The 20,157-nt window shown below is 58.6% G+C and carries 14 protein-coding genes; 8 read left to right on the top strand and 6 right to left on the bottom strand.

Features of this window, described 5'->3' with window-relative positions; all coding sequences use genetic code 11:
- The first annotated feature begins 2 nt into the window (after nucleotides 1-2).
- The 8 genes from A3A9_RS0137330 to A3A9_RS0137295 all read left to right on the top strand — a co-directional run bounded on the left by A3A9_RS0137330 (nucleotide 3) and on the right by A3A9_RS0137295 (nucleotide 12,978).
- A complete protein-coding gene (locus tag A3A9_RS0137330) occupies nucleotides 3-1,490 on the top strand; it encodes a hypothetical protein (RefSeq protein ID WP_027033394.1) in 1,488 nt (495 codons plus the stop codon).
- A complete protein-coding gene (locus tag A3A9_RS0137325; protein ID WP_027033395.1) occupies nucleotides 1,490-3,967 on the top strand; it encodes a hypothetical protein in 2,478 nt (825 codons plus the stop codon). Before A3A9_RS0137330 ends, A3A9_RS0137325 begins: the two co-directional genes overlap by 1 nt.
- 443 nt (nucleotides 3,968-4,410) lie before the next feature.
- Nucleotides 4,411-6,423 (top strand): AAA family ATPase, encoded by a 2,013-nt coding sequence (locus A3A9_RS0137320; RefSeq protein ID WP_027033396.1) that lies wholly within the window; start codon nucleotides 4,411-4,413, stop codon nucleotides 6,421-6,423.
- 40 nt (nucleotides 6,424-6,463) lie between these two features.
- Nucleotides 6,464-6,955: a hypothetical protein gene (locus tag A3A9_RS0137315; RefSeq protein ID WP_027033397.1), complete on the top strand. Its 492-nt coding sequence runs from the start codon at nucleotides 6,464-6,466 to the stop codon at nucleotides 6,953-6,955.
- 402 nt (nucleotides 6,956-7,357) lie between these two features.
- The gene (locus A3A9_RS0137310; protein WP_027033398.1) at nucleotides 7,358-8,575 is read left to right on the top strand and encodes an AAA family ATPase; all 1,218 of its coding nucleotides are present in this window, start codon (nucleotides 7,358-7,360) and stop codon (nucleotides 8,573-8,575) included.
- A 5-nt stretch (nucleotides 8,576-8,580) separates the two neighbouring features.
- Nucleotides 8,581-11,124, top strand: a complete 2,544-nt coding sequence (locus tag A3A9_RS40960) for a S8 family peptidase (protein ID WP_051429772.1) — start codon at nucleotides 8,581-8,583, stop codon at nucleotides 11,122-11,124.
- A gap of 68 nt (nucleotides 11,125-11,192) precedes the next feature.
- The gene (locus A3A9_RS0137300; protein ID WP_152536313.1) at nucleotides 11,193-11,996 is read left to right on the top strand and encodes a YkgJ family cysteine cluster protein; all 804 of its coding nucleotides are present in this window, start codon (nucleotides 11,193-11,195) and stop codon (nucleotides 11,994-11,996) included.
- Between the two features lie 79 nt (nucleotides 11,997-12,075).
- Nucleotides 12,076-12,978 carry a restriction endonuclease gene (locus tag A3A9_RS0137295; protein WP_027033400.1) on the top strand — a complete coding sequence of 301 codons (903 nt, stop codon included), beginning with the start codon at nucleotides 12,076-12,078 and terminating at the stop codon, nucleotides 12,976-12,978.
- A gap of 426 nt (nucleotides 12,979-13,404) precedes the next feature.
- Here the strand turns inward: A3A9_RS0137295 and A3A9_RS0137290 are convergent, their stop codons facing one another.
- From A3A9_RS0137290 to A3A9_RS0137265, 6 genes are all read right to left on the bottom strand, one after another.
- Nucleotides 13,405-14,250 carry an HNH endonuclease gene (locus A3A9_RS0137290; RefSeq protein WP_027033401.1) on the bottom strand — a complete coding sequence of 282 codons (846 nt, stop codon included), beginning with the start codon at nucleotides 14,248-14,250 and terminating at the stop codon, nucleotides 13,405-13,407.
- Nucleotides 14,250-15,785 carry an AAA family ATPase gene (locus tag A3A9_RS0137285; RefSeq protein ID WP_027033402.1) on the bottom strand — a complete coding sequence of 512 codons (1,536 nt, stop codon included), beginning with the start codon at nucleotides 15,783-15,785 and terminating at the stop codon, nucleotides 14,250-14,252. Before A3A9_RS0137285 ends, A3A9_RS0137290 begins: the two co-directional genes overlap by 1 nt.
- Nucleotides 15,786-16,590: 805 nt before the next feature.
- Entirely contained in the window at nucleotides 16,591-17,613 is a 1,023-nt protein-coding gene (locus A3A9_RS0137280) for a transketolase family protein (protein WP_027033403.1), read from the bottom strand.
- A complete protein-coding gene (locus A3A9_RS0137275) occupies nucleotides 17,610-18,449 on the bottom strand; it encodes a transketolase (protein ID WP_106406568.1) in 840 nt (279 codons plus the stop codon). Before A3A9_RS0137275 ends, A3A9_RS0137280 begins: the two co-directional genes overlap by 4 nt.
- A 19-nt stretch (nucleotides 18,450-18,468) precedes the next feature.
- On the bottom strand, nucleotides 18,469-19,221 hold the full coding sequence (locus tag A3A9_RS0137270; protein ID WP_027033405.1) for an SDR family NAD(P)-dependent oxidoreductase: 753 nt from the start codon (nucleotides 19,219-19,221) through the stop codon (nucleotides 18,469-18,471).
- Between the two features lie 34 nt (nucleotides 19,222-19,255).
- Complete coding sequence (locus A3A9_RS0137265) at nucleotides 19,256-20,149, bottom strand: amidohydrolase family protein (RefSeq protein WP_027033406.1); 894 nt, start codon at nucleotides 20,147-20,149, stop codon at nucleotides 19,256-19,258.
- Nucleotides 20,150-20,157: the final 8 nt, after the last annotated feature.

Here is a 20,157-nt window from a genome sequence, read left to right as displayed (position 1 = left end):
ACATGAATATTGCTTGGGGTGCGCGTCTCAGCAGCGAGACTAAGGGCCTCGATGTTATAGGCATCCGAGCACTCGACCAAAATATCGAGGCCTCGCTGACCAATGGGCTCACGACCATCTCAATTCGTGCCCGATACATTTCGGTCCTTCCGTGGGCGATCGGCCAATATTTTGTTCACGAGAGTGCTGGCGGCCGCGTGCGGCATGACAAAGATGCGCTTGCCGTCCACCTAAACCGGGTTCGGTTTCTTGTGCTCGCAGCGACGTTCGTCGATGAGGGTGCCTCACGGATAGGTACCATGGGGTCGGACTTCTATCTCGACGAGATGGCCACCCTTGTCACTGGCAAGACCGTGCGCATGCCCGACGTCGGGAACCTCGCAGTGCTCGCGACGTATTTCGGGCCTGCCAGCGCGCTCGGTTTTGTCGAATCTCGTCCTGGATCAAGTGGCCTGCCATTCGGCCTGTCCGCGCGCGGCACAGCCATGTATCAAGAGCGTAGCAAGGCGCTCGGAAGCTCTCGATTGGTCGATTTGCTACGCGACGGCGGCGACCTCGACTACGACACGGCGCGCGAAGCGGTTTCAGCCTTCTCTCTCGCCAGAATTGCTGATTTTGGCCGCGAGGTGGATCTCTTGCGAGAAGCGTTTGAACAGCCATGGGTGCCGGGGAGCTCAATAGCGGCAAAGCTGGTTGCTCAAGCCTATCAGCGGATGATCGATACACGTTCATGGCTGCATCGAGAACTCGAAGTCGAGCCAGCCAGTGCCAGCGAGCTGATCGCCCGAAACTATGATCGTGCAGTACTCGAGGGTGCGGACGGTATAGAACTTGAGTGGGCGAGCTTCGAGTGGCACCGGCGTGTGCATTTTGCTCTTGAGTTGCTCCTCGCGGCTATGACGAGAACGCTCCTGGACGACGGCAGCATGTCGGTCGCGCAGTTGATCGCCATCTGGTCCTCACACGCTGTTGCTTCTGAGCCGCTCACAGATCACTGGAATTCACCGGTCGACGTCGCGGCACTTACTGTGCAGCCTGGAGCGTTTAGCGGCGGCCTGTTGCGTCCCGCCGACTTTCATCTCGAACCACACATCCAGGCAATCCGCGCCTTCGAAATTCTGGTGACGCAGGCGCGGGACGCACAATCCATCGGCGTCGTTCCAGGCGCAAGCAGCGGGGCGTCGGCGCCCTCTGCACGAGCGATCCAGCTGGTGGCAGCCGGAACTGGCACACTCGGGGCGGTGCTCCGCGCTATCTGCGATGAGTGCGTCGCGCAGCGCCATATCGCCAATACGATGCGAAAGATGGGTAACCATCAGGACTGTTCGCTGCGCTTCTATCCTGAAGGTCCAGTTCTCGTTCCCACGGATATTGACTTCAGCCCCAACTATTCTGGCAGCCGTCTGCAGAATACGATGCGTATCCTTGGCGACATAGGGATGCTCAACATTGGCTCTGGTGGCGTGATCGCCGCAGATGTGGTCGGCTGATGGGTGAGGTCAACGTTCTCCAGCGCTTGGTCGATGCGAGTAAGCGCGCCACGACGGCCGTGGTCCTAACCCACAACATCGACTTCATGTTTGCGCAAGCCATCCTGGTGAACCAGTTGCGCAAGAGCGGCGCACCGCGGCTCACGGTGTTCGCCGATGCAGGCTGTGCCGCCGCATCTTTTAATCGGCAAAGCGTGATCGCTGACCGCGTTGGTCGGTCATACCGTGTAGTCCCGATCGATCTTGGAGTCGGGCGGCGCTTCCATCCCAAAGCAATCTTCCTCGCAGGCGAGGAAGGCACCCGACTTGCTATCGGAAGCGGCAACCTTGGCCATGGGGGATGGAGCAGCAATCGCGAGATCTGGACCTATTTCAACTTTCCAGGTGAAGGCGGACCGGCAATCGCCGCTTTCCGTGACTACCTCGAAAAGGTCTGTGGCATGGCTGGGGCGAGCGACGCCGTGCGTGCGACAGTCCTCGACCCGTTCCGCTCAGAAGCATGGGCAGCCGACCTGCCTGAGCCCGATCGCCTGGTCGAGCTACCTGCGGACACTCCGCTCATGGATCGAATGCTTTCCCAGTTCCAGGAACCCCCAGCCTCGTTCGACATGATGGCCCCTTATTTCGACCCCGAGGGGGCGGCGGTGAACGAACTTGCAGCCCGTCTCGGCGTCCCCATGCGCGTGCTAATCCAGCATGGTAAGGAGGGGCTCTCTTCAAAGGCGGGGGCCAAACTGCCCTCGTCTGCACGTATTGTTGGGATTGCGCCGGGCGCCGGGGAACGGCAAACGATTCACGCCAAGCTTTACGCGGCGCGTTACACCGATCACGTGGTGATACTAGCCGGGAGCGCCAATTGCTCGCGCGCCGCATTGCTGCGTAGTGATAACGGCAACGCCGAGCTAATGGCGATTTCCCATCTTTCTAACGCAGAATACGAAGAGCTTCTTTCGGGCATCCAAATATCGGATAGTCCTCCCGACTTACCAGAAACCGCGCCTAATGCAGATTGGGACGAAATCGAAAATCCTCCGGTGCGAGTGCTTTCAGCCAGCTTCGACGCAGGTTCGTTGGTCGTGCGCTGTGCCTTCGCCGGCGGCGATACCCCGTCCGACATCAGGGTTGTTTTGCATACAGGTTCACTAATTGCAGTCGCTGACGAGACCGGCTCTTTTCGTGTGTCTGTTCCCGGTCCCGGAACCCGCCTTTGGGTCGAAATCGACACGCCTGCTGGCGCGGTCCGCAGCGCTCCGATGTGGATCGACCACGAGGCTGAACTCCGTGTTGGTCGGCCAGAGTTCGACGTTCAAACGAGGCTTGCCGGAAACGAGGGAACGATCAGCTCCGAAGGCCTCATCGACATCTTTACGCTTGTCGTCGAGCACTACAAGAGCCCGGTACCTTGGGCCGGCACGCGAGGCGCGAAGGGCGCTTCGGCGATAGACTACAATCTTGAAGACGTGTTCTCGACTGGGTTTGGCCGGCGCAGCTATGCGCCGGTTTCGGGTGGGGGATACCTCACGACCGACGAATGGAGTCTGATGAATGACTATTTCAGACTCGGCGGGGTCGGCCCGCGCAACGGAGATCCATCAGACAATTCAACCGACAATCCGGACGGGAACCCGCCGGAGCCGAAAGAACCACGGGCACCTGCCAAGCCGCTCGAACCAACGCAAGTCGAGAAACTCGCGCGGCTGATCGATAGAGCTGTGTCATCCATGTCGTCGATGGCATTCCTCGAAAGCAGGCCTCCGCCACGCCTTGCTGCCGACATCCGTACAGTTGCTCTGCTTTTGGGTATCGCGAGACGGCGCGAAGGCATGGACAAGGCGAGAGTCGACAGCGCCAGTGCAAGACTATTTCATGCGTTATTCTTCGGAAACGGAAGCCGCCCGCTTCTTGATCTCTACGTGGAGGCTCATCCAGAGGCACCCGCGCTTATGCAGTCGTCGGACCTGACGGCTGCGATGACGCTCTGGATCGCAGATCTCATCAACAAGCCAGAGGCAGGGACCTGGTTCAATTTTGCCGCGACACGTCTCGCTGCGGCCCATCCATGGCTAACCCTGGGCGATGATGAGGCTATGGACAGCCTCGAGCGACTGTCGGTACATATTGCGGGCCTCGTGGAAGCCCTGCCTGACTTTTGGCTGAGCTGGGTTCAAGGTGGCGCCGCCATCCGAGCATTGATGAAAAATCTGACCGATCCGGATCAACTGCTCGCAACAGTCACCCGTCCGCGCATCTATTCCGGCGAGATTGTTTGGATAGGCAATCAGTTCGCCGTCGCCGAGACGGATTTCGACAGGAAAAGCAACGCGGGCTTCTTCCTGCTAGGGGAAGCCCGGCACGCAAGATATCAGGGAAGTAGGGCAGTTCCGATTCTCGATGTTATCGATGCGGTCGAGCTTCCCGAGGCCGTGAAGCATACCATCAAGCAAATCCTGACACCGGCTAGCCTCTCGTTCCGATAATTCCATACTGTCCTGAACGAGGAGCGGTCTGCCCCGGCCTGTACGATTTTGTCATTTCCCCGGCCGCCGGCGTCAACGGACTGCCGAACTCTACGCGCCCGCCTCAAGAGCCTTTATGAGGGGCTGCCGGAACTGGAATACTCCTTCCACGACCGCGACATCATCGTTACCGCATGCGGCAGCAAAGCGTAACCGGCGGCGGTCGCATCAATTGCAAAATGGCATTTTGGAACAGGATTCTACGCGGGTACGAAATCTCGGCCCGCGCATGGAATAGGGGCCTTTTGGACGAAGATGCGGGAGCAGGATGTCAATTGCCAACTTCCCCGGCCGGTGACCGATCCACAACATACAATTCGTTATTCACCGGCTATCGAGCGAGCGGCCATTCTCTTTGAAAAAAGCACGTCGTATACAATCCTCTGCGTACAGGGGAGGGGCTGATGAGACTAAAGAAAGCGCGAATTACAAACTATCGCAGCGTGAAGGATTCCGGCTCTATTGAGTTGGAGCCCAACAAGACAATCCTCGTTGGGCCGAATGAGGCCGGCAAGTCAGCACTGCTAAAGGCCCTTCAGCAGATCAACCCACCGGCAGGTGTCCCTGGCTTCGACGCTCTCCGTGATTACCCCCGCGGCGACTATAACGACATCACTTCCAAGCGGCTCAAGCCCGAAGACATCAAAGTTGCCGTCGCACATTTCGAACTCGAAGATGACGACAAAAAAGCGATCGAGTCCGAGTTTCACTCGGCCACTTATGTCTGCTGGCGAAACCTGGACAACTCATGGGGGCATGAACTTCAGGGTGTTCCCGAGAAGCCGACCATCGAGGACCTAAAAAAAGACCTCGCCCGCCTTGCAGCGCACGTCGATAGTCGGCAGAAGGACGGCGAACCCCAGCCCAGCAAAGAGCTCGAAGGCATTCTGGCGGGCTACAAGGACAAAAACTATTACATCCAAGGTGAGGTTGCTACGAAGCTGATCGACTGGCTCGAAAAGCACTACCCGCTCGTCGATGAAGACGATGAGAAGGAGGAAGATCGCTACACCAGGCTGCTTGGCCACTGCAAATATGCCGATCGGCTAAAGACCACCCGGACGGCGCTCCGAACGAAGCTGCCGGTGTTCGTCCTGTTCAGCAATTACTTCCGCGTGCGCCCGCTGATCCACCTTGATCACCTCGCGACCCGCGTCGAGCAAAACCTGCTCGACGACGCCCAGTACGATTACGGAAACCAATGTCTCCTCAAGCTCCTAGGCTTCACGGCGCGAGAACTGTCAGACCTCGGTAAGGCGGCCGAACCAGGCGCCAAGGACACGGACGCCCAGAAGAAGTACCGGGACCAGCTCGACAATCGCGCTTACCAGCTGAACGCTGCGAGTGTTCGCCTGACGGATCAAATAGTCAAAGTCTGGAACCCTAACCCGGAGCGGGCGGAAGCCAGCCGCCTTAGGATCACCGCCGACGGTCAATACCTCAAGGTCGTGGTCGAGGATGGCTTGGGCGTTGAGATCGAGCTGGATCAGCGATCGGAGGGTTTCCAGTGGCTGGTCTCGTTCTTCGTGGTCTTTTTCTCCGAGACCGAGGACAAGCATGCGAACGCCATTCTGCTGCTTGACGAGCCGGGCATGAGCCTGCACGCGCTGAAGCAGCGTGATTTCCGCAACACGATTTCCATGCTCTCGGAATCCAACCAAACAGTCTATACGACGCACTCGCCCTTCTTGGTCGGCCCGAATGAGCTCGATCTTGTACGGGTCGTCGAGATGGCGGACCGGAAGGTCGGCACCAAGGTGCACACAACAATCACAGCGGCGGATCCAGCCGCCCTGCTGCCGCTGCAAGAGGCATTGGGCTACGATCTTGCGCAGAGCCTGTTTGCGCAGCAACGCAACCTGATCCTCGAAGGCCTGACCGACTTCTGGTATCTCGAGGCCACATCGGAAATGTTGCGGGTTGGCGGCGTCGCGGATCTTAACGACAAGATCGCCCTGATCTCGGCCAACACCGCGAGCAAGGTCGTCTATTTCGCGACGATCCTGATCGCCCACAATTTGAAGGTCGCGGCTCTTCTCGATTCCGACAACGCCGGCGACCAGGCCGCAAAGCAGGAGGTGCTGGTGCATCGCCTCGGCGCCAAGCGCATTCTCCGGACGATGGACTTCACCGTTCCACCCAGACCGAAGGCCGAGATCGAAGACCTGCTGCGCGACGTGCTAATACCCCTTGCGGCAAAAGAGCTTGGCATCGACGTGACAGCCGAAGCAGCGGCCACGCCGGAAAAGCCCTTGGTCGACCTGCTGTTAGCAAAGGGCGGCGCCAATTTTTCAAAATACAAGCTCGCAAAGGCTTACGTTCGCTGGACCCGTGACCATACCGCCCAGGATCTTAGCCAGGCCGAGCGTGACGCCTGGATCAAACTGATCGGAGCCGTCAATTCAGCATTGAAATAGAAGCTTCCGGCCCTGCCGGCCTTTAGGAGCATCCTAGCGTATGATCTGGCCATTTGTAACAAAGCAGACGGAACCCGCAAAGGCGCAGTCGGCACCAATAGCTTTCAGCACCGCGGATCTGGAATTGGCAGCGGTTGCTGAGAGGGCCGTTGCCGCCTTCGTCGACTACCTTGGTGCCGATACCATGGTTGGCGAAATTAGGGATGTGAAGGTCCTGCCGGGGCCTAAGCAAGCGCTCGTCAACGCCTTCACGCTTGCGTTGGCTCTTGAAGGCGATGCCGAGCGTCGGGATGCTTTGCTCCGTTATGGCCTGTTACTCTCTCATTTCCAGGAAGGTGTCGGCGACAAGCCTGTGCGCCAGATGCCCGATTTCTCTGGGGACGATGAGGCAATCCTGGAGGTAGTTCTCGCCCACAAATCCGAGTTTGACCGGTTTAACCAAGTGTATCCGACGGCTATCGCTGAGGCCAAGCAGATGGCGGAGAAATACCAACGATCCATCGATGCTGCTGTGCGCCGCGGCGGTGCATAGAGGTGCGGGGAGCTAGTCGTAACGCACATTGAACGGTCGCCGACTACTCTGCGCCTTCGTATACTGTTGATTCAACGGCCAGATTGCCGTTTGACAGTTATTCAGTATGTGACACCAGCGCGGGACAGCAAGCAGCATCTCCCGGAAGGCTTTAGGACACTGCGCCTCCCGGTGGCGCTAAAGCGTGTCACATGATGTTCATCATCCGTTCGACCTTAGCGTACGATTTTGAGCAGTTCTTGTTCCGACCCCTAGGAGGACGCTATCGCGAGCCGGACTCTTGCGAAGGAGACCGCGATGCATAAAGAGTTGGATGTCAGGAATGAAAAATAGAACATATTGCATAATTTGATGAAATAGTGCATATTAAAGCCTTGGATACTCCAGAGTCGAGGCTGCGCTATGGAACATTTCGACATCGTTCTCGCCATTGCAAGAATTGCCCTGAGTGGCGACAGCGAGCGGGCAACCCATCAGGTAAAGCGCCTTCGGGAGGCAGTCAGCAAAGCGAAGCCCGATCAGGCCGAGAAGCTGGCGCGACTTCTCAATCGCGACGATCGCAGACACTCGGTGGCGCCAATGTCGTTAGAACAGATGCGCGTCAGCGGATCGTCACCGCCAGTCATTCCGGGTGAGAAACTAGGCCGAAACACACCGTTACCGAACGATCGCGAGACTGCGACGCCGCTTGTTCGGGTAGTTTTTCCCGAGGACAATGTGGGCGCGGAACCCGTGTTGTCGCCGGTTCTCGCGGACGCCCTCGATGGTCTCATTGGCGAGTGGGCTCACACGGAGGAACTCGCTGCTCTAGGCGTACAGCCTAATATGCGCTGTTTGCTGTACGGCAAACCCGGTGTCGGCAAAACCATGCTCGCGCGATACATTGGCGCCAAACTGGGTCTGCCGATCGTTGAGGCTCGACTCGACGGTCTGGTGTCTTCTTTTCTGGGAACCACCGCCAGAAACATCGGCGCGCTTTTCGACTTTGCCGACCGCTATCGTTGCGTCCTATTTCTCGATGAGTTCGATGCCATCGCGAAGGCCCGGGATGATGCCCAGGAGGTTGGTGAGATCAAGCGAGTGGTAAACGCGCTCCTGCAGTGCCTCGACGCTCGCGGCCGGCGCGGTTTTACCCTTGCCGCGACAAATCACGAGCATCTTCTCGATCCAGCGGTGTGGAGGAGATTTGATGGCCGGATTGAGATTCCCTTGCCGGATGCCGATGCTCGAAAGAACCTGCTAGCACGGTTTCTGCCGCCGCTCACTCCGGGTGAGGCAGAGATGAAGATGCTCGTCTGGATGACCGAAGGAATGAGTGGAGCCGATATTGAAACACTTATCAGCGGTGGAAAGCGGTTTCTTGTGATGAAGGAGGCTAGCGGCGCATCTGGCTCGCGGCGCAGGGGGCTTCTAGGCGGGCTACGGCGCCAGGCAACATTGAGCGGTCAGCTGTTCAGTGTTGAACAGCGCGCTTTGCTGTTGGGTAGCAATGAAGAGCTTGCAGCTGCACTGGTTGATAATGGCGGCCTGACGCAAAGAGAGGCAGGGCTATTGGTAGGCGTCTCGCAAAGCACAGTTTCTCGTCGCCGCCGCGACACCGCCAATCCATTGGAGGCGTGATCGCGATGGCTGAGCCCCTTGCACGACCAATCCAAGTATTCCTTGACACGCAGCGGCTGATACAAATTCAGGCAACGGGAACACGCGGTCCCAATCGCGACTTTTTCGCCGGCAACAACTCGGGCTTTCAACGGCACAAGGCGCGCTTGCGCCAACAGCTGTTGCAAGCGAGTTCGGCTCTAAGGACAGAGGCTGATCCGGCGGGTTTCGTCTTGGTTCAAATGCGTGAGGAAGGGTTGGCGAAAAGCTATCGGCCTCTTGGTGCGTTGTTCACCACGCCGAACCGTTTCGCGCTCGTGGGTGGAGCCGCGATTGGTCAAATGTATTTCCAGACAACCCCCGATGCGTTGGACCGGCTAAGTGAGCTGATTGAGCAGCGAGCTGAAGTGCAGCCGCGCCTGAGGGAGAACCCGGAAACTGGCAGGATGGAGGAACGGGTTTCGGCATATCGAAGCGAAGTCGGCGCCATCGACGAAATACGCCTGCCGACCCCAGCAGACAGGCTAGGGTTCTCCGCTCGAGATGCGGTCATGTGGCTCGAGCAAGAAACGATCATCGGCGGCTACGTGGTCGAAATGTTCAGGCCTGATCCCAGAGTGACCCCTCAGGCGGTGGAGGCGATGATTGCTCGATTTCGCGGCCGCCTTAACGAACTTGGTGGCTTGATTGCCGTACCCTTCAGTTCGCGCACCACGAAAGCGACCGCCTCCGCCTTAACGCTCAGCATCGATCTACGGAGTGATGGCCGGCGCGCTATCAGCTTGCCGCTCGTCCCGGATGTGGATGCAGAGCAAACGGAGGGCGTACCCGACCTTGGCCCGCGCGCACCTGACAGGTCACTGGCCCGTCATCAAGCCCTGCTTGACCTCTTGGCTCGAGAACCGCTGGTTCGCCGTGTTGAACTTCCACTACGTCTCGAGTCGGGATCGGCCAGTTCGATTGGGCTCGGAGCCGAAGCCTTAGTCCAGCCACCGGTTGCAAATCAAAGCTATCCTGTGGTTGGTGTCATCGACGCGGGCGTTGCTGCGATCTCCCAACTCGAACCTTGGCGAGCAGGAACGGCGGGTCTGATCTCGCCGGCGGATCGCGATGAGGCGCATGGGTCGTTCATAGCAGGGCTGCTCGCGGGTGGCGGTGGGCTGAACCCAACGATCGCGAACCGTCTGGAGCCAACGCCGTGCCGCTTTTTTGATATTGACGTCTTGCCGCGCCGCGGTCTCCTTGGTCAATATTACCAAACCCCTGACGAATTTTTTGACCAACTCGAAACCCAGATCGAAGTCGCGAAGGCGGAGGGCGTGCGTGTATTCAACATGAGCCTCGGTGCTCCGGGCGTGCGCCAAGGGTTGGGGTACAGTAGCTTCGCCGCCAACCTCGATCGTATAGCGCTAACGCACGACGTGATCTTTTTGGTTTCGGCTGGGAATCTCCGCGGTCGCGATGCCCGGCCTGAATGGTCGGCCACGGCCGAAGATGCGCTCGAAATGTTGGCCACCCGCGCAATCGCGGAGGAGCGTATTACGGCGCCTGGTGAGCATCTTTTCGGCATCACGGTTGGAGCGATCAACGCTCCGAGCGTATTGGGTGCGGTGGCTGACGTTCCAACGACCTATACCCGTCGTGGACCCGGTCCTGGCGGCGCGCGTAAGCCAGAACTTGCTCATATTGGCGGGGTTTCACCGCGAGCTGGAAGTTCTTGCGGTCTTCATTCCATCGGCGTTGACGGCCAGTTGGTCGAAGGTTCTGGTACAAGCTATGCGACCCCGCTCGTCACGGGTTCCCTAGCCGCGCTTGACCACCGGCTGGAAGGTCAGGCTCCACGAGAAACGCTTCTCGCGCTGAGCGTCCACAAGGCCGAAAAGCCGCATATACTATGTGCGAAGCCCTTGCGTACGGTCGCGCGAGATTTTGTCGGGTTTGGCGTGCCACGCCACGCCGATGCATGCTTGTCGGATGATCTGAACAGTATAACTCTGGTATTTGCAGACATATTGCCGCCACGGCGCGAACTGTCTTTTATCTTCACGTGGCCGCGTTCGTTGGTAACGACGGAAGGAAAATGCCGTGGCCGGATCGACGTAACACTGGCTCACACGCCTCCCATCGATGCGGCGTTCGACGCCGAATGCCAACGGGTCCAGCTTGGCGTTGGTCTCCACCAGCTCGAGGAAAAGGAGAACGAAGATGGCGAACTGGTTCCCGATCCGCAACAGCGGCTGAACGCATGCGACAGCCAGCTGCCACAGCATCTCGACTACACTGAGCGCTATCTTCTGGAAAATGGGCTCAAGTGGACGCCGATAAAGCGCTATGAAAAGAACATCCCGAAGGGTTGTGGGACGACAAGCGAGTGGAAGCTGTCACTGAAGGGCTTAACACGCGCCGGAGCTCTGTACCCCGAGGAAGGAGTGCGCTTCGCGGTTCTGATGACCATCGCGGATCCACGCGGCACTGCTCCAGTGTACGAGGAGGTTCGTGCCGAGATATTGCGTCGCGGCCTAAGGCTCGCCGACATCACGGTCGCACAACGACTCCGGACGCGAGGATAGCGCTCGGCTTCGCATTGTGTGTCTGGTAGGTCTGGCGCAGAAGTCGCCGAACTCGAAGGGTGGGGCTCGTGGGCGAAGCCAAAAGAAGAAAGCAGAATGCAGCTCTCGCCTCGACGATGGACGCTGAGCAGGGCGAAAAAGTTCTGAGGCAAGCTTATCAGAACACGTGCCGGGCGTTCGATGTTTATCCAGATAATATTGTCGACGCGCTGATCGCTTCATATGCGGGGCGGAATGCTTCTCTCGATTTGGTGGCTCGAAACAATCCCCAGGGTGTCGTCGCCTTCCGAGCTGGTTGTTCCGCGTGCTGCCACCAGATGGTGCTCTGCAGTCCGTTCGAGATATTCATCCTTGCGCAACTGCTGCTCTCGACGCGCACAGATGATGAACTGGCAAGCATCGAGCGTCGCTTGTCCGAAATATCGAAACTTCCGTTGAACCCTGATGCGAGATATGGGAGCCACGCTACCTGTCCGCTTCTCGTGGACAATCAGTGTTCCGTCTATGATCGCCGGCCGGCCGTCTGCCGTGCGCTGTTTTCGAATTCGAGGGAAAGGTGTGAACAGGCCTTGGCCGGTGGCGCCGGCGACGTCGCATTTCTCGTCCATCCGAAGTTGATTTCGTCTGCGTTGCAGGTCGGCATCGACAGTGCCTTGCACGTGAAACGTGGACTGAACACAGAACTCGCAGAGATGTGCGGCTCGTTGCTTGTAGCTTTGCGGGACTTTGATGCATCCCTCTCTGTTTGGTTGGATGGGGGGATCCATTTTCGGTTTTCCACGCGCAGCGAGACGGTGCACCGTCAAATGCTCAGCTCGTGGAGAACGTCGCGGCTCGACTGGGGCTTTGAGGTCGAACGCCCACCACCTTGACGGAAGGATTGCGGTTTCCGAGATTTTAGAATGCAACCATTCATCGTAGACATTTGGTGCGGATCAAGGGACCATAGCGATGGATCAGCTCAGAGCTGTCGAACTGAAACTGGTGGATGATCTGTTCGGAATAAGCTCCGGATGGGTACTCGATTTCACGAACGCAACATTTGACGATTTCTTCCGTAGGGAGGTCGGTATCGACATCTACGATGATGCGTATGCATCTGGGAGTGGAAGCAAGGGGAAGCGCCTGCGGGCGCTTCTGACGATTGGACACCCACGAGCCATTGTCCGGGCACTGACGGCATTGTGGGAATACCGCGAAACCATCCGCATCAGTAGGGGAGATCCGGAGACCGTTGTCAATGCCCGAGCGCGGCTCAGTTCGATTGTCGAGAGACTGGGTGGGGCCCTATTGCCCTCTTTCGACATCAATGTCGGTTCGTCCCCCGCACAATCACATTCCGCAACGAAGGCAGGCCCAGATCATGCCGCACTTGATCGTCTCGAACGCGACTTTATAGCGCTCTTTGCGATGACGGATGAGCCTCACGCTCGAGGATATCACTTCGAGCGCCTCCTGACTGCATTGTTTAATGCCTGGGATATGGACGCGAGGGAAGGGTCCCGGCTGGCGGGCGAGCAGATCGACGGGTCGTTCCAACATGGCGCAATCACATATCTCCTCGAGGCGAAGTGGCATCGTGCGAAGACTGGAGCTGAAAACCTACATGCCTTTCAGGGAAAACTGAGCGAGCGTCTCGAAGGGACGAGAGGGTTGTTCGTCAGCTTCGAAGGCTTTACGGATGGAGCTCTCGAGGCATTCACAGCCAGGCGAATTATTCTCGCCGACGGGATGGACATTTTCGATGCGTTGAAGCGAAGGATTTCGTTTCCCGACATCATCGTTGCCAAGGCTCGGTACGCCTCGGAGTATCGCAACCCGTTCGCACGTGTGCGGACTCTGTTCCCGGCGTAGCAGCCGACTGCTGCAAGTGCGACCGGAGCATACGATTCAGGCAAAGAACTTCGGTGACGATAAGCTCTCGATCACAGCTATTTCACGCCGTGCAGCAGAGACAAAATTCTGTTTGAGGTCTTAGAGGACCTGCCTCGGCTTAGCATCTTCAGCTGCGTGCGAAGCCAAAGCACTTCCGCAGATTGCCTCGCAGCTTCAATGACAGGATCTGAGCCGATTAACTCGATTTCAAATAGTCGAGCGGTGAGGACCTCGAAAGCAGAGGCCTGCGGCCTTGGTGGATGAGGTGATCGGCTTCGGCGACTAACTCGGCGTATACCCAAACGAGGTCTCCGTTCGGTATCACCCAGACGCCCGTTAGGTGTTCTGTCCTCGGAGCCGCCTTTTGGTTAAGTGGTGCTAAGTGGCACCGGCATGGACTTCGACCTACACGTGCGCAAAGCCCCCTTGGCAGTACCAGTCACTGTTCGCCAGGGCCTGATACGTTGCCGTGCGCCATGCGTTCATATTCGCCGCCCGACAGCTATCCGCGAATTGCTGCAGGAGCAGACGCACTTCGTCTGGGCCGCCATTGGCAAGATGTGTCCTTAGCAGGTTGTGCAAGTCGGTCAGCTCTTGTGCCCCCTTGGCAGCATATAGTCGCGCGAGTTTCAGCATTTGAAATTGACGCAATACCCGGGCCGTCAGCGTGTCACTCCATCCAGGTGAAGGCGAAACAAGGAAGCGTAGTGCAGCGGGCGCACTTTCGACGACCTGGGCTACCAGCCAGAGATCACCGTCGATGTCGTCATAATATGGATGAAACGCCTCTTCATCCGCCGTCAGCGGCCGGGTATCAGATTTCGCCTTGTTGCAGTCATGACAGGCAGGAACAAGATTCCAGGGAGCTACCGCGAGCGCTGGATAGCGGGTTTTTGGAAGGTAGTGATCGAGAGTGGACACAATATGCTGCCCGCATAGAGGACATCGGCCATATTTAGGTGCGGCCAGTAGCTCGTCATAGATAGTTCGCCCCGGGCTCCCTCTCGCGACCATTCTTCCGGCGTACACGCCCGACATCTCCTTGATTGTCACCACGCCGTCGACGTTTGGGCTAGGCTCGATAGTATGAATTTCGTTGTTGGACGCTGCCTCGTCAAAGTCGATTGAGGCCTGAATGATCGTGGCGGTGACGCTCTCAAGTCGCCCTTTTAGACCAACATCGGCAACGCGACTGATAGCCGTGATGAAAACATCCTCGGCAGTAAGTTCCGGCTTTGGTAGTTTCCACATTATTCGTGACCGTCCGCATCGCGTGCGGCGATGAGGCCCCGAATGATTGCCTGGCCTTCCAAGCCAACCCGACCACCGAAATGCTCGAGGATGTCTTCGAAGTCTCCACCCTCCTCCACCTTGTCCCGCAACATCTTGTGGAAGCCCGAATCGGTGACCTCCAAGCCGAAGATTTCCCTGGTCAGTATTCCGACGTTTTCTCCAAAGGTTTCAATCTCGGGCCTCTCCGCGATCACAGTTCGTCCATTTCGTCGAACTTTCCAGACGCAGCTCATTGGCACCTCCTGCAGAACGACAGGCGAGTGTGTTGCGATGATCGCGACGCCGTTGCGGTTGATCAGGAGGTCGGAAAGGGCTCGGACAAATGCCGACAATAGCGGTGGATGGAGATGCGCTTCAGGTTCGTCCAGAAGGACGAGTGTCCTCTCCTCAACGGTTTCCACCAGACGGGTAATCGTCAGTAGAACGATTTTGTGACCCGAGCTGAGCTGCCCGAATAGGCGTGACGCTTCTGAGGAGGCGTCATCTTCATCCTCTGCTGCCAGCTGCGCCACATCAGCGTCCTTGAAAATGGGATCTGCCTCAAGCATCTGGAGGGCGCGTCTCCACCGAGAGGCCCTCGCACCGCGCCGACAAATCTGGACGCTTTCGGCGAAGTCCCGACCTAGATAGTTGGGACTCTTCGGCGCCAGCGGCTTTCCCTCAGGAGATAGCCCGACTTTCTTGAGACCGATGTAGGAGTATTGCAGTCCCGAAGACTTGTCTCTCGGAACGCTGAGCGGTGTGAAATCATCGAACGCGCTAAAACTCACTGAGACAAGGCCGGTGAACGTACCAGTGTCGTCACCGTCATGGTTGACTACAAACCTCCCTTTTGCGCGTTCGCCGTCGTTTAGAATGGACTCAGTCATGGAATTGAGCAGGTGGGTCTTGCCGACGCCGTTCCTGCCGGTGATCACGTGTATGTTGGTTGGCGGCTGAACTTCAGGAGACACCGCAAACGTCAACTCGATCCGACTCGTGTCCGAGCGGCGGTCACGGGCAGTTGTGTAGGACAATTCGTATGGCGTGACACGCGCGCCACCACGAGCCATACGACGGTACTGACCTCTTACAGCTTGCGGGGTTACGGAGCGGAGTAAGGATATTCCGGTGACTCGTTCATCGAGTGACCGCTCAAATAGATCTGCATCAAGCGCGACATCTCGAAGGCCTTCGAGGATTCGGTCGCGAAGCTCTGGACCTAGGTCGTTCAACCCCGCGTAATACGTGTCATCCTGCCCTAAGGCAAAGAACGGGTCATCCAAGGCATCGAAACGATTAGGGATGTTTGGGCGGCGCTGACCTTTCTCCATCCCGACCTGGCCGATTTTTACGGAGCCGATATCGTGCTGCTCGCCAGCAGTATCGACATAGGTCAGGAAGTACATGGTCGAAAATTCGAACCAGTCGTCCCAGTTGTCCGTGACCAGAAACGCGCGTGAACGCGCATTACTTGGCGGGCGTACGCCCGCAGCCAATACCGTAAAGAACAAAGTCGCCCCCAAGACTCTTGTTGTAGCCATACCATTGCAATGGCAGGGAGCGCCAGACCTCTGACCGGAAAGGAACAATTCATGATGCGTGGGCTTCTTGGAGTCCGGGTGGGCTTGCGCAGTGCCAACCTCTGCCTATTTCGACACACTTGATCCAGCGGAAATCGAGCCCTGTGTTCCGGTACGACCGGTTTCAGCGTTGACGATGTCGGACTCCACCGCGCTACAGCAAGGATTTAAGGCATTCGAACAGACGCCGGCCTTGGGTGTTCGCGATTTGTGCTTCCATGTTGCAACCAAGTTGGAATGTCGCGCTGCCAGCAAAGTAGAAATGTCGCCAAGGTCGTTTCGGAGGACAGGGCGCAGCAAGTCAGAAATGCGACAGTGACGCGCCGCCTGGCACCAACGCAAGCGCCCTCCAAAGTCGCATAAATGGCAGTGGGGAACTTCAGTGCTGCCTCGGCTGCCCTGCGCGCTCGACGATTTGGTCGATCTGTCATCGCCGAACTACAGCGGGGGCGGCCCCGTCCATAGCGTGCTGTCTTGCGATTGGTCGAGCTCGCCAAGAACATGCGAAGGGAGTACAAGACCGGGATGCGCGAGGGGAGCGTTGCTTCACGAGCCATGCTCGCCTGGCTGACGCGCGATCGCTTGCCGGAGAAAGCATCGCAGGAGCGACGCGTCAGGGAGCATTCCCGGCGCTGACCATGCCGCGGATCGCCTTCACGCTAGAAACCGCGTTTCAGGGGCACATTGGCACCATAGGGTCAGACCCCAAGCCTGGTTACGCGTCAGGACCTCGTATCTATTTCACCCACTTGCGTACGCGGCGCACGATCTCTGATGTTGAGATCCCGTAGCGGTCGTGAAGTGTCGGTAGCGCGCCGGCGTCGAGAAATTCGTCGGGCAGTGCGATCTGGCGGAAGACAGGGGTCACGCCCTCGCGCATCAGCAGGCCAGCGACACCTTCGCCCAACCCGCCGATCATCGTGTGGTTCTCCGCAACGACCACCATCCGTCCAGCCCGGCGCGCGGCGGCAAGGATTGCGTCCGTATCGAGCGGCTTGATGGTCGGCACGTGCAGCACCGCGCAGTCGATGCGGTCCGCTTCGAGCGCCTTCGCGGCCTCCAGCACGCGCATGGTCATCAGCCCGCTGGAAATGAACAGCACATCCGCACCGTCGCGCAGCAGCCGCGCCTTGCCGATCTGGAATGTGTAATCATATTCGTCGAGCACGACGGGGACCTTGCCCCGCAACAGCCGCATGTAGACCGGCCCCTTGTAGTCCGCGATCGCCTCCGTGGCCTGTTCGATGTCGAGCGCGTCGCATGGATCGATGATCGTCAGGTTCGGCATGCCGCGGAAAATCGCGATGTCTTCCGTCGCCTGGTGGCTGGGGCCGTAGCCGGTGGTCAATCCCGGCAGAGCGCAGACAATTTTGACGTCGAGGTTCTCCTCGGCAATCGCCATGCATATGAAATCGTAGGCACGTCGCGAGGCAAAGACAGCGTAGGTCGTGGCGAAGGGCGTGAAACCCTCCCGCGCCAGGCCAGCGGCAGCGCTCATCAGCACCTGCTCCGCCATGCCCATTTGGTAGAAGCGATCCGGATGCTCCTGCGCGAAGACATGTAGGTCGGTGTATTTCGCAAGATCAGCCGTCAAACCCACGATCCCGAGCCGCTCGTGTGCCAATCTGGCAAGTGTGTGCCCAAACGGCGCGTTGCGGGTCGCAATGCCATCGGGCGCAATCGAGGCGATCATTGCCGACGTCGTTTTGCGCTCACCCGCGTTGACGGCGTGGCGCGGCGCGAACTTTGACAGCCTCAATGCGAACGTCCCCTCTCCAAAGCTTCGAGGGCCAACGTCCATTCATGCGGCTCGACCCGAATGAAGTGTGCAATGTCGCGGGATTCAAGGAACGGCACGCCCTTGGCCATGCGAGTGTCGCAGACGATGACACGCGGGCGAGGTTCCTTAAGCCCGCGCGCCAGATCGAAGGCCATGCGGACTGCCTCAATGTCGTTGCCGTCGACACGCTGTGCGTGCCAGCCGAACGCCTCGAACTTGTCGGTCACCGGCTCGGAGGAAAGCATCGCGGTCGATGGGCCGTCGGCTTGCTGATTGTTGAAGTCGACGATGGCGATGAGATTGTCGAGCCTGTGGTGTGCGGCCGACATCGCTGCTTCCCAGGTCGAGCCCTCGCCGAGCTCACCATCGGACATCAGATTGTAGACGAAACTGCCGCTCCGCTTGCGTTTCAGCCCCAGGCACATGCCGACGGCAATGCCAAGGCCGTGGCCGAGCGACCCGCCGGTGATCTCCATGCCGGGCGTATACGCCGCCATGCCGGACATCGGCATGCGGCTGTCGTCGGTGCCATAGGTTTCGAGCTCTTCCTCCGGGAGCACGCCCGCTTCGATCAGCGCGGCGTACAACGCGATCGCGTAGTGTCCGATCGACAGCAGGAAACGGTCGCGCCCCTCCCAACGCGTGTCGGTAGGCCGGTAACGAAGCGCATGGAAATAGGCGACGGCGAGCACGTCGGCGACCCCCAGAGCCTGTCCGACATAGCCCTGGCCCTGGACTTGACCCATGCGCACGGCATGCCGACGGATACGATAGGCACGTTCGGCAAGGCCGACATTGCTGCCGGCCCGAGGCATATCGATCTCCGTTGTCCCTTCAGCCATGGATCAGCATCCCACCATTGACGTCGATGACGGCGCCGGTGATGTAGCTGGCCAGATCGGACGCGAGGAAGAGATAGGCGCCCGCCACGTCGCGGGCATCGCCCAGCCGACTGAGCGGGATACCCTTGATGATATCGGCGCGCATGGCGTCGGTCAGTTTGTCACCGGTGATGTCGGTCTGGATGAGCCCGGGCGTGACACAGTTGATGCGGATGCCGTCGGGTCCGAATTCGCGCGCCATGGCCTTGGCAAGCCCGAGCACGCCCGCCTTGGCGGCCGAATAGTGTGGGCCGCCGAAGATGCCGCCGCCGCGCTGTGCGGAAACCGACGACATGCAGATGATCGATCCGCCGCCATTCTCGCGCATATGCGGGATGAAGGCCTGGCTGAGATAGAGAACGCCGCGCAGATTGACATCGAGGATCCGGTCCCAATCAGCGGGGCCGATATCCAGTGTCTTTACTGGCTGCGTGATCCCGGCAATGTTGCACAGCACGTCGACCTTGCCGAAGACCTCAGTCACTTCCGCAGCAGCTTTCTTGCAGGCATCGAGATCGGCGACATTGCAGGCGAGACCAATGTGCTCGGGCCCAAGCGACGCGGCTGCGTCACGGGCTTGTCCCTCATCGAGGTCAAGAATGGCAATGCGCGCGCCTTGCTCGGCCATCAGCGTTGCCGTGGAGCGGCCAATTCCTCTAGGGCTCGCGGCACCCGAAATCACCGCGGCCTTGCCCTTCAGCAACATGTCAAAGTCTCCTGCTGTTTACGCGACGAATGGTCTAAAGGCGGTAGTACCGGGCGGCGTTGTCGTGGAACAACGCAAGCCGCTGCTCATGGGGGTAAGCCTTCGTGATCTCCTTGAAGGCATTAACGATGGCGTCGAAGCTCGAGAACAGCTTGTCGACCGGAAAGTTCGTCGCGAACATGCTGCGGTCGACGCCGAACGCGGCGATCGCTTCCTCGACATAGGGACGGATCGATGCAGTGGTCCATCGCCAGTCGCCCATGCCGAGACCCGAGATCTTGCAGGAAACGTTCGGCGCCTGCGCCAACTTGTGCATGGCTTTTCTCCATGCCCCGAAATGTTCAGGGCCATCAACTTGCATTCCGGTGTGGTCGAGGATGATCTGGACGTCGGGAAAATCGTGCGCGAGCTCAAGGAACTCACCCATCTGCGGATAATAGAGCTGCAGGTCGAAACTCAGCCGGCGTTTCGCCAATTCGCCAAATCCTAGCCGCCATTGTGGCGTCCGGCTCACTTCAGGCCGGGCCTGATACGTCTTGGCGGAGTCGGGATGGTAATTCATCGACTGCCGGATACCCCTGAAGTTCGGATACTCCATGTGCTGGTCGAGAAGGTCGCCCACATCGGGTTTGGAGAGGTCGGCATAACCGACGATGCCGTGGGGAAACCCACGCTTGTTCGCGATCTCCTGCAACCAGCGAGTCTCCCCCACTGGATCGCTGGGATTGAACCCCACATCGAGATGCACCGATTTGACCAGGTTCTGGTTCCTAGCGTCTTCCAGATAGTCATCGAGAAGGTAGCTTTTTCGGATCGCCTCGTAGTCACCGAAAACCGACGGCTTAACCCCGTCGGTCAGCCAGGGATAGTAATTGGTCTCCAGGTCCCACAGATGATGGTGCGGATCGATGAACGGCAGCTCGGCCACGGTCGGGA

Origin of the sequence: Mesorhizobium loti CJ3sym, from assembly GCF_000472785.1 — a bacterium.
Classification (GTDB): Bacteria; Pseudomonadota; Alphaproteobacteria; order Rhizobiales; family Rhizobiaceae; genus Mesorhizobium; species Mesorhizobium loti_E.
This window is presented reverse-complemented; position numbering and strand designations above follow the sequence as displayed.